The sequence below is a fragment of the Sphingobium sp. TKS genome (assembly GCF_001563265.1).
Classification (GTDB): Bacteria; Pseudomonadota; Alphaproteobacteria; order Sphingomonadales; family Sphingomonadaceae; genus Sphingobium.
Genome location: NZ_CP005083.1, coordinates 1,109,240 through 1,125,503 on the forward strand (window position 1 = coordinate 1,109,240; position 16,264 = coordinate 1,125,503).

Genomic DNA, 16,264 nt, shown 5'->3' on the forward strand with positions numbered 1-16,264 from the left:
GCGGGTCCACCCGGCTATGAGCACGAGCACCACGTGCTCCCATGCGCCCATCGGGTCGCCATTGCGCGTGTCGGGGTCAGGTCTTTCGGAGGCTTCCCCTGGCCTCAGCGGTAGGGCGTTGGATGATGTATGACTATGCTTTTAGGACGTAATTTGAAGCGTTATTAAATATCAAATGTTGAAAAATAGAGCGAGGATGATGTATATAAGATTATTATTCTGAGTAAATGATATAGAAATGGACATCAACTCTATGATTCTTGAGGAGTTTGGGCAAAAGGTGCTCGATGCGCGTAGGCGCAAGGGCCTCAGCCAGCGCGCTGTGGCGGAGCGAACCGGCGTCCCCCAGGCGCACATCTCCAAAATCGAGCAAGGTCGGGTCGATATCCGGCTGTCGAGTCTGGTTGAGCTCGCACGCGCACTCGATCTCGAAGTCCTGTTGCTACCGCGTCAGGCCCTACCTGCGGTTGAAGGCGCTGTACGGGCCGTTGAAAGCGAAGCTAGCGTCGGGGCGGAACGCCGCGCGCTGGCGACGCTTGCCCAGCATGAGCGGGCGCTGGAGCAGATTCGCGCTGCCAATCCCAGTTTAACCCTCGTGGAGAAGCTACTATCGACGAGCAGGGAACTGAAGCTCATGCCCTATGATGCCGAGACGCTTAAGGCGCTGCAGCGCGCGCTTGCGCCGGTGGAACAGATCAGGCAGCAACTCGCCTCGGCTGGCCCGGACGACGCTAAATTGGGGAAACTGCTCGATCGAGTGAACCGGAGTTTGCGGGCTTTACGCAACGCGCAGGTCAGTGCGCTGCCGCGACCCGCGTCAAGGTCAGCGCTCCCGGCCTATCGCCTAGATGAGGATGATGATGACTGAGACACGCGTGCTCGACATCTATCTCGCCGATCGCAAGATCGGCACCATTGTCGCGCTCGACGGCGATCGCGCCATCTTCAGTTTCGCCGACGATTACGCCGCCGATCCGGATCGGGCGACGCTCAGCCTCGGCTATCGCGACACGTATGGAGCCCTGATTGACGAGCCTCGGGCGCATCGCGTCCGGCTCGAGCCGTTCTTCTCCAACCTTCTGCCCGAAGGCGCGCTCAAGGAATATCTTGCGCGGCGCGTCGGTGTGAAGGCATTGCGCGAGTTCCAGCTCCTCGCAGCCTTAGGTGGCGATTTACCGGGCGCCGTGCGAGCGATGCCGAGCGAGGTGGCGTCGGCGGACCTAGCTCAGGTTTCCGAGGTGGCCGCGGCGCTTCCGCCGCGATTGCGCTTTTCGCTTGCCGGGGTGCAGCTCAAATTCTCCGCACTTAAGAATCAGGGCAAGAAGGGCGGGCTGACCCTTCCCGTCGAGGGTGAGAGCGGAGAATGGATCGTCAAGCTCCCTTCAACGAATTTTGCCAACCTTCCCGAGAACGAATTCTCGATTATGACGTTGGCGAGATTAGTCGGCATTGACGTGCCCGAGATCGAATTGCTCCCCATCGACAGGGTCGAAGGCCTACCGGCGGGCGTCGAGCAACTGGGCGATAGCGTTTTCGCTATCCGCCGGTTCGATCGGTCTCCGCAGGGGCGCATCCACATCGAAGATTTCGCCCAGGTGTTTCGTGTCTATCCGGACGACAAATATGAAACCGCCAGCTACCGCAACATCCTCGCGGTGCTCGCCGACGCGACTGATGACCGGAGTATCGACCAGTTCATTCGTCGGCTGACGTTCAGCGTGCTAGTCGGCAATGGCGACATGCATCTGAAAAACTGGTCGCTCATCTATCCCGATGGCAGGAGTCCCATTCTCTCACCGGCCTATGATCTACTGTCGACCATCGCCTATCTACCGGGTGATCAGGCGGCGCTGAAATTCCGGCGGTCCAAGGAATGGGGCGAGTTCAACGAAGGCACCCTTATCCGCCTCGCTGATAAGGCGCGCATCGCGACGCGGCCTGTCCTCAAGGCTGCGCGCGAAACAGTAGAGAGGTTCGACACCGCCTGGTCCGAAGAGAAAACGAAACTGCCGCTGCCGACCAAGCTGATCGAAGCTATAGAAAAGCATCGCGGTGGCCTGGCCATTTGACGGTGGTCACATCGCTTTTGGATATTGGAGAGGGCGACGAACCGCCATTATGCTGACTAAAGCGATCTGGCCTGCTCCGCTACGCCCTACTGGCTGCGCTTCACAGGCCATTGTTTCATCCGCGCTCATGCGAACAAATGACGCTGTCCCGCGGGTGACGATCAGACGCTAAGCTGGATGAGGATGCTTCCCGCCATCTCGCCACGAATGCGGACGTGTTCCGGGCGATCCGGGTCGTCCTTCATTTGCGCGAGCAGAACCGACGCTGAAGTGGAAGCCGCATGCGAAAATGGCTCCGCACCAGCAGGCTTGCCAGCCTCAAGCTCCCAAAGAATGTCGGTGAACTCGTCGAAGCTCTTTCCGGCGTCCTTATTGAACTTGCTCGCCGCCGGTGAGCGGGGATCGGCCACGAAATAGTTGCGCAGCAGGAAAAACAGGGATCGAATATCGCCAACATCCTGTTCGTGTGAAGTAGGCTGAAGGATAGGCCGGGATTGGCGAGCCTCCTCCAAAGCACGGCGGAGCGGAGCGACCGGATCGCGAGCACAACTGGCCCACGCCACCGCTTGCGTCACGGCGAGCCAGAGAATTGTCAGCGCGTCGGGACCATGCAGGCGGTGCAGCGGCCTGCGATACGCATCCCGCTGCCGGGCGAACTGTCCAGCATGGCGCTTGATGTGTCGTGTCCAGAGGCGTGCCCGGTTGGCCAACAGGTCAATATAGATATTTGCGTATTCATCGCCGAGGGCATTGAAAATCCGCGCCTCATCTATGCGAGCCACTCCTACTTCCGGGTGGGCCTCCAATTGCCCCAACTCGTCTTCAGTCAGGTTACGATGTTGAGCGGTCTTATAGAGATCCAATGCTGAAAGCGCCCGGCTGGCCTCGGTGGTGAGATAACGCGCACCGGATGCCTCCGACGTAATCTTACCATTGTTGTAATCGAGACCATCGTGCCCCGTCGGCTCGAAAACGCGCCGAAACCCGTCTTCACCAGCCCGGATAAGGTTGGCAAGCAGATGGTAGCGAGCGAGCAATTCCAGCACGTCCAGGACTGCCTCGGCCGACAGTTCGCCGATCCCAGTCGTCGGGATCGCGATCGAAGCGCTGGCGAGGCGCCCTTGCATGGCGAGAAGAAGAAATTCACGGTCTGTGTTGCCAATCTCCGCGAGATCCACGGCAAGTTCGTGCGGGCAGCCGAGATCCAAGACATCGCGCATGCGCCGAGCGACGCGACCCTTGCCCCCGGTCCGCTTGGTTAGCGTCGCCGCGAGAGATGCAGGGCTGCGACCGAGGTTGCGGCAGTCGAAGATGTGACGCTGATTAACCAAATGCACCTTGGTGGCCTCGGTGATGTTCGGCGCGGAGGCAGGGATTTCGAAGCCCTGGCCCAGCGCTTCGGCCATATAAGGCGCGATCTTGTGTCCAACTTCGTACGCGAGAATTTCGTCAGCGACAGCTGCGAAGTCATGATGATATTTAGTCATAATAGTCCCCAAAAAATGGACGGTCCTCCAAATTGAAAAAGGATCGCCGTGCTTTGCCCAACAAACGCTGCACTTGAGGAGACAAGCGCATCAAATGAGATGTGAAGATGCGCTCGGGGGGAAGCACATCAGCCGAGGTGTAAAGATACACTCGGGGGGGAGCACATCAGCCGAGATACTTGCTCTCGACGTCTATAAGCTTGGACCATGTAGAGATTAGATCAAGCGGTTTTTTGAATGGCCGAAAATTTTTTAAAAGGTCTCAAAGCTGACTGACCGAATCGTGCTGACCAACCTGCGATGATGCGGCCATGACGACCGACGAACTCACAGCCGATCTGCGCGAAAAAATGGGCGCGCTCCTCAAAACTTCGGGTGAAGTACGCATCGCCGAGGAGGCACGGGTCAGCCTTCTCGATGATGAAATTAGGGAGGCGCAGACTTGGGCCTTTCGGCGGGCAGCCTACCATGAGCGCGATCGTCGCTGCTATCGCGTCGGTAGTGCTTTTGAACCGGGCGGCGGCTTGGACCTCGATGATGTCGCGCTGACCGGGCTCGACTGCCTTGGCATCCGTGGCGTGCTGCTGGTCGCTGCCACTGCTCGGCAGCATCCGAACCTTCCGCTGAACGGCATTCTGAAGAAGCTGTTTGCGTCCGAGGCAGGCCAACAGATCCGCGCATGGGGCGCATGGCGCCGCTGGCACTGGCTCTCCGACCTTTATCGCGCAGAGACCCAGACTTTCCTCAATTCTAAAAAAGGCAAGGATCCGGCCCAGCAATGGCGCAGCGGCAAGCCAACGGCTGCACAGGAACATATCATCCGAGAGATTGCGCGACTCCTGCAAATTGATCGGCCTGCGTTTGCGCGACGCGGTGACGCCTTTGAATGGATCAAAGCCGCGGGCGGCAATCCCCGCTTTCATGAGCCGCCACCCCTTCCGGATCTGCCCGAAATCGGTGAATGAAAATGCAGGATCATCAAAAGGACGCACCCGGAGCAGCGGAACTTTACTTCGCGGAGACGGCGCTGCTTGCAGCCGGCGCCGCAAGGCTACGTACCCTCCGACGCGAGCATGGTCAGCTCATGTCAGCCTTTGTGGCAGTGACCGTCGGCGCAGCCACAGCGGATGCGCTGGAACAGGCGAGCGCCTTCCATCGCAGGCTGACTGAGCTCGAGCAGTTGCTTGCCGACAATATTGAAGAACTCCAGATTCTGATCTGCCCAAGTTGGCACCCCGCCAAAGCTATCTGACCGAATCGCCCGTTCCGGTGAGGGTAAAGCTTACGCCATGAAGAAATCAGCAGATATTGAGGGACAGCACGAAAAATGCACAGGATGCAACGTACCATCATCACGTCGCCGGGCACCGCCGACGCCAGCTCGCGAGAAAAGATCTCGCTCTTCGATGGACAGATTTTGGAAGGCACGCAGCCCGAGGTGGCCCGCGTTAGCGCCGATATCATCAAGTTAGATCGGAAAATCACCAACGCCGTCCAGGCGCAGCGGGGAATCAACCTCAGTCCGGCGGATCTCGATGTGCTCACCCTCATCGGTGTTTTGGAATTGCTGGGAGCAGCTAGGAACATAGTAATAAAGGAAAATGCACAATGGCGATCCAGGGCGGCCTCTACGCCAGAGGCGGATATTACCTCGACTACATCAGGGGGAAAGGGGGCAAGCTTGCAAGCTCCAAGCTATACATCTGCTGGTACCAAAAAGAGGCAGGTCGGATCCGACGAAAGAGCACAGGCACGAGCGATGTTCGGCTAGCCAGCGAGGCGCTGGATCGCCATTTTCTGGAAGCCACGAAACCGTCGTCGCCCGCTGCCGTAGAGGTTTATACGGTTAGCAAGGCCCTGACAGATTATTGGCTGACGACGGGTAGCAAGCGCGTCAGTTCCGACGCCATTCGCGCGAGGCTGAAGCTTTTTTCGCGGTTCCTGGATCATGAGGTGGAAAACGGTCGCATGCGGGACCCCATTCTTCCGATGGATCTTGACGATGATGTCATTGATCGTTTCCGCTCGTGGGGCGTCGCAGACCCCATCCTGACGCGCAAACGCGGCCTATCAGGGGAATGGACGGTTTCGAGCCGATCCCGGGCCGCATCAACTGTCGAAGAAAGTGTCATCCAGCTCAAGGCGGCGCTGAATTATGCAGCCGTGAAGGGGCGGGCAGCCGTACCCCAGCTGAAGCATCTGACCCGCGACGAAGTGACTGCTCCGCGCAGCTACAGGCTTTCGATTGAGATGCTAGCTAAGATGCTGGATTATACCGCCACGGGGGCGGGAAAATACGCAGGACATGCTGATCGCCTGGTTCCGCTCAGGAGGTACCTCATCGGGGCGATCTCTACGTTGGCAAGACCGGACGCGATCATGGATATGTCCGTGCAGAGCGATCGATCCCAATGGTATGCCGATGCCATGGTCTTTGATTTGAATCCGGCAGGCCGGATCCAAACGCGCAAGCGGCGATCGGTGCTTCCTATCCCACCGATGCTCGATCATTGGCTGCGGGCCACCGATGGTAAGCTGGTGTGCCGCGAGGTTACCCGACGTGGCTCGGACGGGAGGGAATGGATTGAGCAGATACCTGTCACGTCTGTCAAAAAGGCCTGGAGCGCCATGGCGCAGGACTTGGGGATTCCGACAGGATGGGGGCCAAAGCTCATCAGGTATTCGGTCGCGACGATCATTACCAAGAACCGGGTCGACCTTTTCGAACTCGAGATGGCCCTTGGGCACCGCGTGCTGAAAAGGACAACCAGCATCTATGCGATCTTCGATCCCGATTACCTCAGCACCGTCCGGTCTTGTATCACTTCCCTCTGGGAGGAACTGGAACGCTTATGCGAACATCCTTTACACGCAACTCTTACGCAAGTTGGCGAGGATGGGCGGCGACGGCGATTATAGACAAGGTCCGCTAAGCTGGACAACAAACCCCCCGTCTACCAGGTACAGGATGAAAGCTGGCTCGGAAGCAGGGCATGGCTTCTCATGCCAGCCTTGGGTAAATGCAGCCTTTAAGTCGGCGAGCCTCACCATCCGTTAACCATTCCAGCCCATAGCATGGTGTCAATTTTCGGGTGGATCAGGCCAAGGCCCATGCGCATTTCGCTGTCGATCATCGTTCCGGTCTTCAACGAACAGGAAAGCATCTCGCTCTTCCTGGACGCAGCGCGTCCGGCGGTCGCCGAAGCGCTCGACCTCATCGGTTCAGACGCTCGCGCCGAGTTTCTCTTCATCAACGATGGCAGTACAGACCGCACCGGCGACATATTGACGATCCTTGCCCGTTTTAACCCCGATGTCCGTTTGGTCACCCTGTCACGCAACTTCGGCAAGGAAGCGGCGCTCGCGGCCGGCATTGACCGGGCGAGGGGGGACGCCGTCATCCCGATTGACGTGGACCTTCAGGACCCGCCTGAGGTCATCATCTCGATGGTGCGCCACTGGCTGGCGGGGGCGAAGGTGGTCAATGCGCGGCGCGCCGACCGGTCGAGCGACGACTGGTTCAAGCGCTGGAGTGCCCATGGCTTCTATCGGCTGATCAACCGCCTTTCCGATCATCCCATTCCGGAAAATGTCGGCGACTTCCGGCTGCTCGATCGCCAGGCCGTGGACGTCATCAAACAACTTGGCGAGCAGGCGCGCTTCACCAAAGGGCTCTTCTCCTGGGTGGGGTTTCGGGTCGCCACCATCGATTATGAGCGTGCGCCGCGCGAAGCCGGAAGCAGCAAGTGGCGCGTCAGCAAGCTCTGGTCGCTCGCCGTCGACGGGATAACCGCCTCCACCACCATGCCGCTGCGCATCTGGTCCTATATCGGCGGCGGGATCGCGCTTATGGCCTTTGCCTATGCCGCCTTCCTGGTGGTGCACACGCTGCTGACCGGGGTGGATACGCCCGGCTATGCCTCTATCATGGTTGCGGTGCTGATGTTGGGCGGCCTTAACCTCATGAGCCTTGGCATTATTGGCGAATATCTGGGCCGCGTCGCGCAGGAAGTGCGTCATCGCCCGCTCTATGTCGTGGCTGACGAAAGCGAAGCGGCAGCGTCGCCCCTTACCCAGTCCCATTGCAAGGAAGAGGACGAATGGACCGATCAGCCTATGCGAGCATGAGCGCGCAGGAGCATGATCATTGGTGGTTTGTCGCTCGCCGCACCATCATCGATCACCTGGTCCGTGCCCATGTGCCGCTGCCGTCCGATGCTCGCATCCTTGAAGCGGGCTGCGGCACCGGCGGCAACCTCGCCCTGCTGGCCCAATATGGCGCGCTCGATGCCATGGAATATGACGAGGATGCACGCGCCTCGGCGACTGCGCGCGGTCTCTGCCGGGTGGAGGCGGGCGCCTTGCCTGACGCGATCGGCTTTGCCGAAACCCGTTATGATATGATCGCGCTGCTCGACGTGCTCGAACATATCGATGAGGATGAAGCATCCGTTCGCGCCTTAGGCGCCCGGCTGGCGCCGGGCGGACGGCTGCTGCTGACCGTGCCGGCAGCGCCTTGGCTCTGGTCGGATCACGACGTGCTGCATCACCACAAGCGCCGCTATACGCATGACGGTCTGTTGGAGGTTATTAGTGCAGCGGGATTGAAGGTCGAAGTTTCTGGCTACTTTAATAGCTTGCTCTTCCCGCTCGCGGTGGCGCAGCGCTTCGCTCACCAACTGCTGCTGCGTGACACACCGCTCGATGCGCGTCCCGCGCCTTTCGTCAATGCCGCGCTTCAGCGGGTCTTTGCGGCGGAACGACACCTGCTTGGCCGTGTTCCTTTCCCCATGGGCCTATCACTTTATGCCATTCTCTCTGTCTGATGGAGCATTGCGCGGGTCATAGGGGAGTTTCCACGAGCCATCCCAGCAACGCGCCGGCTCGCGTGCATCGGCACGAGCCGGATCAACAGGGCGGATAAGTGCAGGAACCTTGTCCACCGGGGCAAGATAGGATCCTTTGGGAAAGGCTGCGAAGTGCTGGTCCCAGGCTTTGAAGAAGCTGCAGCGCACTTCAGGTGCTGCGGGATAGACCAGCGCGCGGCGGATTTCGGCAAAGCCGGTCAGGCTGCCGACGGCAAGCACCACCATGAACCAGGGCCGTCTCTCGCCCCGCTGCACCACATGGTCGCTGACCATCACTGCAAGCACCGCGAGTGCCGTGATCGAGCCGCGCATCATGAAATCGGTGGACCAACCGATCTGCACGAAGGGGATGATCATCAGCCAGGCAAACATCAGCCACAGACTTTCCCGGCCGAACCGCGTCGATCGTCCAGCGATGGCCAGAGGGATCAGGTAAGGCAGCGTCTCGAAGGATTGGAACAGCAGCCATTGCACGAATGGGATCGGCTGGAAATGAAAGCCGACATCGTCCGATGCGGCGCCCAGATAGATCAGCGAAGGAAGGCTGAGGAGAAGCGAAGCTGCCGGCGCTATAAAGTCGCGCAGGCGAAGCGCACGCGTGACCAGCGCCCGCACGCCTGCCAAAGCAACGAAGGGCATGGCTCCCATCAATCCTAACGGCGACCAGACCGCCGTCAGCGGCAGCACCGCCAGCCAGGGGGCAAGAGGTACGCGGCCCTCGCGCCACAGCATATAACCGACGGCGCCTACCCAGCCGGCAATGGCGTGTTGCGGCACCCAGAAAAGCAGTGTGATGGTCGAGGAATATTGGATTTCAGCCCAATCTTCCATGTGACCGGTGAGCATTCCCTGCATGAGCAGATCGCCGATCGCATCCATGCCGGAGAAAATGATAAAGATCGTCAGACCGATCAGGCGTGATCGCCGATCGGCGAACAGCTGGCTGGCGAGGGCGAGCAGGAGTGCGATCAGCGTCGCATTCTGCACCAGCAGTGCCATATCCGCCGCCCTGGAGCCAAAGACCTTGAAGACCAGCGCCGGCACCAGGAACATGCCGATCGGCGCGCGCAGCAAGTCAGGCTCCGGGCGCGCCGTATATATGAACGGCCAAGGGTTGATACCCATATCCCGCAGCACGGCAAAGCGCACCTGCCAGTCCACATTGGCATAGAAGAACCGACCTTCGCCGCTCAAGAGCAGCAGCGACAGCGCAACCAGAATGCAGGTCAGCACCGTGCCCCAGCTAATCCTGCAGCTATCTCTCGTGACTTTGACGGTGACGACGCAAAGTGCTGCAATGACCAACCCGCCGAAGGCGTAGGCCCAGACAGGCACGATATCGAGAAAACGCCAGAGCAGTAGCTGACTGCAGCCAAACCAGGCGATAAGTATTGCCCATATGCAGCCGGGCTCGGTAGGTGTGACACGCCATGACCTTCGCAACGCTGCAGCCGAATCAACGTTGCGGAACTGCTCTGACATTTGCGCTACAATTGATGCTTCCCCCATGCGTGTAACTTAGAGGTTTTTGATCTGCAGGTCGATGATGTGTCGAAATTCGATCAGTTAGCGGATGCTAATTATTTTCTCATGCCGGTAATATCTTCTGGTGCTTCGGCCACCGCCCGCTGCACCACCTGTTCCATTCCGGCGATCTCGGGATCGGTCAGTTCGTCGAACTGACCACGCTTGCTGTTGGAAAGACGTCCGCCGTTCTGAAGCATCAGGCGGATCAGCAATGCAGCCCGGCGGTCCGGCATATCGACTATTTTGCGGACACCTTCCATGGCGCGGTCAAACAAAACCGAGAAGGCCAGTTCTTCGCGCAGGTCCCTACGGACGGTATCGACTACGCGGTCATAGAGATATTCGGCGACAGAGGTGGCGTCGATCGCGCCTAACAGGGGTCTTGAGAAGCTCTCCAGAACTGCGTCATAGCTGCGCTGATCGTGGACGATGATGGCCCAACCCAGCTGCTTCGCGGCACAGATATGGGTTATCGCTATAGGCCGCCCATTCCGTCACTCATTGGACGCCGACCGTTCTTATCCTGCAACCTTACATGTAAAGGCGCGGGAACAATGTTTCTAACGTGTCACTCGGAAAGCGAAGGGAAACCGGCCCCTTCGGTTTCTCGGAGGCGAGCAGCCCCTCGTCGGTCAGTTGTTTGAGGACCCGACGGGCAGAACGTTCAGGCAATTGCGTGATCCGTTCCGCCTCACCCCGGTCAAATTCTCCGCGGATCAGCGCTTCCTGCAGAAGACGGCTGCTCTCTTTTGGCAGTGTCGGGCTGAGCGCAACATATCGATCGAGCCGTTTGGCCAACACGTCCAGTTCGAACAGGCTCGACATATAGGCCAACTGATCGAGGCACACTTTGAGGAACCAGGTCGTGAAAAGCTCCAATCCCTTCAGCGACAGATGCCCGCGACCATCACGCTCCCCCTGCCGGACCTCGTCCGCCCAGGCCATATGCCTTTTATACTCGCTGCGCCCATCAAGCCCCGGCTCCAGTCCACGCGCCAGTCCGCGAGAAATGGACCACAGACCATGGGCGCCGATGCCAGCTTTATGGGCCATGGCGTGGCTCATGAGGCGGCTGACCCGGCCATTGCCATCGGGGAAAGGGTGAATCCAGTTGAAGCGATGATGCGCAGTCGCCATGGCAAGGACGCGTTTCGCCTTTCCAGGACCGACGCCTTGTAGAACTCGTCCAGGGGCAGGCTCAAAGGCGAAGCGCAGATTGAAATAATCCATGAACGCGGGCACGCACCGGCTGCTCGGCGGCAGGTGTCGGCCGATCTCGACATCCTGATCAGGTCCCGCCCGCCATTCCCCGGGCGTCATCATGAAGGATCGATCGCCATTGCGTATGGTCAGTATCTCAGGTGATGCATCCGCGTAGAATTGCCGGTGTAGTTCGCGTATATAGTCCGGATCGGCAGGGTCGGGGAGAGTGCCCGTGGCCGCTTGCCGGTCGATATGTTCCTGCAGGCGATAGTGGGCGACGGCTTCCTGCTGGAGATCGCGCTGCCCTTCGTCCCTTGCTCCCTCCAGTGCTCGCTCGATATCGCGCGGACGTGTGTTGTGGCCTTCGATCAGATTACTGTAATAGGTGTTCATCAGCCGTACGAGGTCGGCTAGGTTCGAAGCGGTCGTAGGATGGAGCGATCGCCCGAGGCGCTCTGCGTTGGCCGCTACCTCGGCAATCAGGTCGGGCAAGTCTCCATTTAACGTATCGATCCGTGCAGGCTCAATGCGGCTAGGGCTTTCATCAGGCTGTTGAGCGATCATTTGGCCGATCTTAGCAAGTGCACGAAATTAAGGCAACAGCCCGAGTTTCCTTGGGTAAATGCCTTGTATCCTCTCTTTTTGGCCGATCATTTGGCCGATCTACTGGCCGGTCAATCCAGCCGGGTCACTTCGCGAGCAGCGACCATTTGCGCTTAAAATCGGATGTGGCCGCACTCCACTATGCCCAGGAGTGAGATGACGACCGAAAGAATGTCGCCCACTTGGCCGTTGAGGCGTGCCAGGAGATCGCGGGATACTCCCACGCCATCGCTTATCTTATAATAAAAGCGGTGGTTATGCGACAGTTATATCGTTCGAGCAGGCGGGCAGCGAGGCGGGGTCGACGCGTCATGATCGATAACCACCCCTTTCATAAATCACAGATCAAGCATATCATGATTTATAGAAAGGCATTTCATCGATCATGCTCTGGAACTGGCAGCTCCCTGACTGGACCCAATTCGGCTTCGATGAAACCCGCTTGCGCGAGGCGGAGGCGCGCTTTCTCAAGAGCGCCGGTATCGTCGTTGGATCGATGCATCATCTCGATCGTGAGGCTCGTCAAGAAATTGTGATCGAGCTAATCTCGCAGGAAATGGTCGATAGTTCGGCCATTGAGGGTGAGATTCTGGATCGCGACAGCGTCCAGTCCTCCATTGCCCGCCAGCTTGGCTTCGCGGCTGACAAGCGTCGTTCGAATCCCGCTGAGGCCGGTGCGGCTGAGTTGATGGTTGACCTCTATCGGCATTATGGGGAGCCGTTGACCGACCGGCTTCTGTTCAACTGGCACAAGATGCTGATGAATGGTCGCTACGATTTGGCCGACATCGGCACATATAGGACCCATGCCGATCCCATGCAGATCGTGTCCGGTGCGCTGCATGCGCCGCGTGTTCACTTCGAGGCGCCGCCGTCAGACCGGCTGCGGGAAGAGATGGGACCGTTCATTGCTTGGTTCAACGATAGCGCGCCGCAGGGCAACTCTCCCATGCCTGCGATCACGCGGGCGGCAATAGCTCATCTCTGGTTCGAGACCATCCACCCTTTCGAGGATGGCAACGGTCGACTTGGTCGCGCAATAGCGGAGAAGGCTTTGGCGCAAAGTCTGGAGGCGCCGACGCTCACCGCCTTGGCGGCCACCATCAACCGCCACAGGAAGGCCTATTATTCGCAACTGCATCGTGCCAGCCAGACCAACCAGATTGATGCTTGGATGGGTTGGTTTGCCGACATCGTGCTGGAGGCGCAGACGCGTACCATTGAGAGTATCCGGTTCTTAATCGAAAAGACCCGCCTGCTTGATCGTCTGCGCGACAGGATCAATGCACGGCAGGAAAAGGCGCTGATCCGCATGATGGCGGAAGGGCCGGATGGCTTCGTCGGTGGGCTGAGCGCCCATAATTATCGCACGATCACCGATGCCGCCTCGGCGACAGCAACTCGTGATCTGGCGGAACTTGTCACACTCGGCGCGTTGAATCGGGTCGGCGAGCGGCGCTACGCCCGCTATCATCTCGCGATTGCCACTAGAAAGGGTAGTGAAGGCGCGAGCGGGTAACGCTTTGCTAGCTCAATACCTGCTTGATCGTCGCGTCGAGTCCGCTGCGCGGCCTGCCGAGTCAATGATGATGACCGGTGCAAAACCCTTACAAGCCCAAACGCTTCGGCGAAGCCCTACGCGAGTTGGAGAAGGACGGGATTAACCGCAAGGCGCTTGACATCATGCGCTTGTGGATGCTGACTGGATGCCACCGCGAGGAGATCGCGAGCCTCAAATTGCAGGAAGTCGATTTCGAGCATGGCTGTCTGCGCTTCGGCGACACCAAGACCGGTAAAGCGGTGCGGCCGATCAGGGCGGCTGCGATCGCGGTATTCGAGACGATTGAGCGCGCCGACGATTCGGCATTCGTTTCCCCGCCGGAGAGGGCGACGGCTATTTCCGGGGCTACAAGACGCCATGGAAAAAGGTCGTCGAGAAGGCTCGCCTGCCCGGCGTAACGTCGCACACCCTGCGGTACACAATAGGTTCGACCGCGATTCCCTCGGACGAAGCGATGGCATTCACCGGAGCGATCCTGGGACACGCCAATCCGCAATTGACGGCGATCTATGCACACGTCCAGCACAACCCGGCTCGCCGCGCGGCTGATCGCGTGGCGGAGAGGATCGCCGCAGCGCTCGCCGGCATGAGCGACCTTGAAGTTGATGCCTCGGCTCCCGACAAGAATGAGGATCTGCTCCGCAGGGTGGCCGAAACGCCCATGAGGGCGGCGTGGAGTCCGATCATCTGCGGAACGTGCTCGCCGTCATTGCGGAATAAGCCACGCCAGACCGAGCAACCATCATTGCGCGCAAAAGCTTTAGTTGCGCAAAATCAGATATGGTTGCGCATTGACACTCTTAATTGCGCGGTTCACTTTGCGCGCAAGTAGGAATTACCATGGCCCGCCCGATCCCCGAACCCGAACTGGAGGCAATCACGGCTGCTGTCGCCGGCCACACGGACGGAGCGTCGATTACGCAGATCGAGGAAGCCCTCGCAGTGCCTATCGCCCGTCGCACGCTGCAGTACCGACTTCGGGCTCTGGTCGATGGCCGCCGGCTGCGCGTTACGGGCGAAAACCGCGCCGCGCGATACCATCTCCCGAGCAATGCGCCGCAGGGTCAGAAGGCACAAGCCGACATCGTCCCTCTGTCAGAGGAGGGCCAAGCCGCCCTTGTCTATGTCCGGCAGCCCGTCGAAGCACGCCGGCCCGTAGGCTATGACCGTGCTTTTCTCGATGGCTATCGTCCCAATACAAGCTTCTACCTGACCACAGCCGAACGCGCTCATCTTGCTGGCCTGGGCAAGCCAGGCGTCGTAGCGGCACCCGCAGGTACCTATGCGAAGCAGATTCTAGGCCGCTTGCTGATCGACCTGGCCTGGAATTCCAGCCGCCTTGAGGGAAACACCTATTCACTGCTCGATACTCGGCGCCTGATCGACTTCGGCGAGGCGGCCGAAGGTCATGCGCAGCGCGAAGCGCAGATGATCCTCAATCACAAGGACGCAATCGAGTTTCTTGTCGCATCCGCCGACGAGATCGGCTTCAACCGCTATACCATCCTCAACCTGCACGCGCTGCTCGCCAATAACCTGCTCGCCGACCCGGCCGCTGTCGGACGGCTGCGTCACATCATCGTCGGCATCGATGGCTCGACCTTTCATCCCCTCGAAATCCCGGGATTGATCGAGGATTGCTTCGACGAGTTGCTCGCGACCGCGGCCGCGATCGAAGACCCCTTCGAACAGGCCTTCTTCGTCATGGTCCAACTGCCCTATCTCCAGCCCTTCGACGATGTGAACAAGCGCGTGTCGCGCCTCGCCGCCAACATTCCGTTGATTAGAGCCAATCTGGCACCTCTGGCGTTCACCGACGTACCGGGCGATCTTTACACCCGCGCGATGCTCGCCGTGTACGAGTCGAACGACATCACCTTGCTCCGCGACGTGTTCCTCTGGGCCTATGAACGCTCCGCCCAGCGCTATGCCGCCGTGCGCCAGTCGATGGGCGAGCCGGACCCCTTCCGGCTTCGCTACCGCGAACCGCTGCGCGATATCGTGCGCGATGTTCTGCGCACACCGATGAACCGCAAGGCCGCGCGCGCACATCTCGTGGCGGTCACCGCTGAGCTCATTCGCGCCGAAGACCGCGAACAGTTCATCGAAGTCGCGGAGACAGAACTGCTCGGGCTCCATGACGGGAATTTCGCTCGTTACCAGGTGCGACCATCTGAATTCGCAGCGTGGCGCGCAGTCTGGAATCCGTCCTGAGCATTCTTCAGCGAGGCGGAGATCGGCAGGACGGCGCGGGACGAATGTCTCATCAGTTTCCTGATCGTGTTTCCCGTGACGTTCGACAGGTCAGTCACTATGTTCCTGCTCGCCCGCATCGAACGGGAGGACGGGCTGCTTGACCGGGCCGCGCTGGAGCAGGTCTATATCCGCGAATATTTGGGCGATATGCACCAGATGGACCGGCGCATCCAGGAACAGAGCCTGTTGGGCAACATTCACGTTGAACAGGGACGCATTCACATGACGGCGCAAGGCAAGCGCTTGCTCGAAGGCGGCCGCATTATTGGCGGCTGGTTCGGGGCCGATCCCCGCTTTCTCGATGCCGCTGCGGTCCGCTAGCATCAGGATCTGTAATTGCGGAGCTAGGCGGTTTGACCCCTTGAGGGTTTTATGGATCTGTCCGACTGGCCGAAGCCTGTACCGGAGCAAACCCGTTTGGAAGCATGGGGTCCGCTCAATGGCATGCTGGTGCTGGCGCATGCCTTTGCGTATAAGGCGCCAAGCAGCACGCTGATTGGCGCCGATCCGCCCCCTCCACTCTCCTTTGCGCGGAATTATCGCGCATGTGAGATGCGAGATAAGTCTTGCCTTCCATACCCCTCGCGGCTGAGGCCGAAGTAACTTGGCACAGCATGGCGGCCATCTCGGACAACCGAAGCGTCGATCTTATGGATCTTGAGATTGCGTCTCGCCAAGCAAGGTCTCCAA

The 16,264-nt window shown here is 59.4% G+C and carries 16 protein-coding genes; 12 read left to right on the top strand and 4 right to left on the bottom strand.

From position 1 onward, the window contains the following. Positions 1-238 precede the first annotated feature (238 nt). Both K426_RS05570 and K426_RS05575 read left to right on the top strand, forming a co-directional pair. Complete coding sequence (locus tag K426_RS05570) at positions 239-868, top strand: helix-turn-helix domain-containing protein (RefSeq protein ID WP_066554821.1); 630 nt, start codon at positions 239-241, stop codon at positions 866-868. After that, on the top strand, positions 861-2,069 hold the full coding sequence (locus tag K426_RS05575) for a type II toxin-antitoxin system HipA family toxin (RefSeq protein WP_066561400.1): 1,209 nt from the start codon (positions 861-863) through the stop codon (positions 2,067-2,069). The genes K426_RS05570 and K426_RS05575 overlap by 8 nt, the downstream gene beginning before the upstream one ends. A gap of 161 nt (positions 2,070-2,230) precedes the next feature. Here the strand turns inward: K426_RS05575 and K426_RS05580 are convergent, their stop codons facing one another. Continuing rightward, the gene (locus K426_RS05580) at positions 2,231-3,556 is read right to left on the bottom strand and encodes a hypothetical protein (protein WP_066554822.1); all 1,326 of its coding nucleotides are present in this window, start codon (positions 3,554-3,556) and stop codon (positions 2,231-2,233) included. Positions 3,557-3,867: 311 nt separating this feature from the next. On the opposite strand from K426_RS05580, the gene K426_RS05585 reads away from it, so the two are divergent. The 5 genes from K426_RS05585 to K426_RS05605 all read left to right on the top strand — a co-directional run bounded on the left by K426_RS05585 (position 3,868) and on the right by K426_RS05605 (position 8,382). Beyond that, positions 3,868-4,521: a hypothetical protein gene (locus K426_RS05585; RefSeq protein ID WP_066554824.1), complete on the top strand. Its 654-nt coding sequence runs from the start codon at positions 3,868-3,870 to the stop codon at positions 4,519-4,521. Continuing rightward, positions 4,518-4,808, top strand: coding sequence for a hypothetical protein (locus tag K426_RS05590; RefSeq protein WP_145907204.1), 291 nt, complete (start codon positions 4,518-4,520; stop codon positions 4,806-4,808). Before K426_RS05585 ends, K426_RS05590 begins: the two co-directional genes overlap by 4 nt. 356 nt (positions 4,809-5,164) lie before the next feature. Further along, complete coding sequence (locus tag K426_RS05595; RefSeq protein WP_066554830.1) at positions 5,165-6,475, top strand: hypothetical protein; 1,311 nt, start codon at positions 5,165-5,167, stop codon at positions 6,473-6,475. Positions 6,476-6,667: 192 nt separating this feature from the next. Then, positions 6,668-7,684 (top strand): glycosyltransferase family 2 protein, encoded by a 1,017-nt coding sequence (locus K426_RS05600; protein ID WP_066554831.1) that lies wholly within the window; start codon positions 6,668-6,670, stop codon positions 7,682-7,684. After that, entirely contained in the window at positions 7,657-8,382 is a 726-nt protein-coding gene (locus tag K426_RS05605) for a class I SAM-dependent methyltransferase (RefSeq protein WP_066554832.1), read from the top strand. Before K426_RS05600 ends, K426_RS05605 begins: the two co-directional genes overlap by 28 nt. Here the strand turns inward: K426_RS05605 and K426_RS05610 are convergent. The 3 genes from K426_RS05610 to K426_RS05620 all read right to left on the bottom strand — a co-directional run bounded on the left by K426_RS05610 (position 8,356) and on the right by K426_RS05620 (position 11,646). After that, positions 8,356-9,906 carry a hypothetical protein gene (locus K426_RS05610; protein WP_066554836.1) on the bottom strand — a complete coding sequence of 517 codons (1,551 nt, stop codon included), beginning with the start codon at positions 9,904-9,906 and terminating at the stop codon, positions 8,356-8,358. The two genes, K426_RS05605 and K426_RS05610, sit on opposite strands and share 27 nt — an antisense overlap. A gap of 98 nt (positions 9,907-10,004) precedes the next feature. Beyond that, positions 10,005-10,211, bottom strand: coding sequence for a hypothetical protein (locus K426_RS32085; RefSeq protein WP_066554839.1), 207 nt, complete (start codon positions 10,209-10,211; stop codon positions 10,005-10,007). Between the two features lie 271 nt (positions 10,212-10,482). Beyond that, on the bottom strand, positions 10,483-11,646 hold the full coding sequence (locus K426_RS05620) for a Fic family protein (RefSeq protein ID WP_197672763.1): 1,164 nt from the start codon (positions 11,644-11,646) through the stop codon (positions 10,483-10,485). A 496-nt stretch (positions 11,647-12,142) separates the two neighbouring features. Between K426_RS05620 and K426_RS05625 the strand changes: the two genes are divergently transcribed. From K426_RS05625 to K426_RS05645, 5 genes are all read left to right on the top strand, one after another. Beyond that, positions 12,143-13,276, top strand: a complete 1,134-nt coding sequence (locus tag K426_RS05625; RefSeq protein WP_066554843.1) for a Fic family protein — start codon at positions 12,143-12,145, stop codon at positions 13,274-13,276. A gap of 77 nt (positions 13,277-13,353) precedes the next feature. Then, on the top strand, positions 13,354-13,716 hold the full coding sequence (locus K426_RS05630) for a hypothetical protein (RefSeq protein WP_066554846.1): 363 nt from the start codon (positions 13,354-13,356) through the stop codon (positions 13,714-13,716). 56 nt (positions 13,717-13,772) lie between these two features. Further along, on the top strand, positions 13,773-14,150 hold the full coding sequence (locus K426_RS05635) for a hypothetical protein (RefSeq protein WP_066554849.1): 378 nt from the start codon (positions 13,773-13,775) through the stop codon (positions 14,148-14,150). An 8-nt stretch (positions 14,151-14,158) separates the two neighbouring features. After that, complete coding sequence (locus tag K426_RS05640; RefSeq protein ID WP_066554852.1) at positions 14,159-15,532, top strand: Fic family protein; 1,374 nt, start codon at positions 14,159-14,161, stop codon at positions 15,530-15,532. Between the two features lie 99 nt (positions 15,533-15,631). Next, a complete protein-coding gene (locus K426_RS05645) occupies positions 15,632-15,895 on the top strand; it encodes a hypothetical protein (protein WP_237229960.1) in 264 nt (87 codons plus the stop codon). Positions 15,896-16,264: the final 369 nt, after the last annotated feature.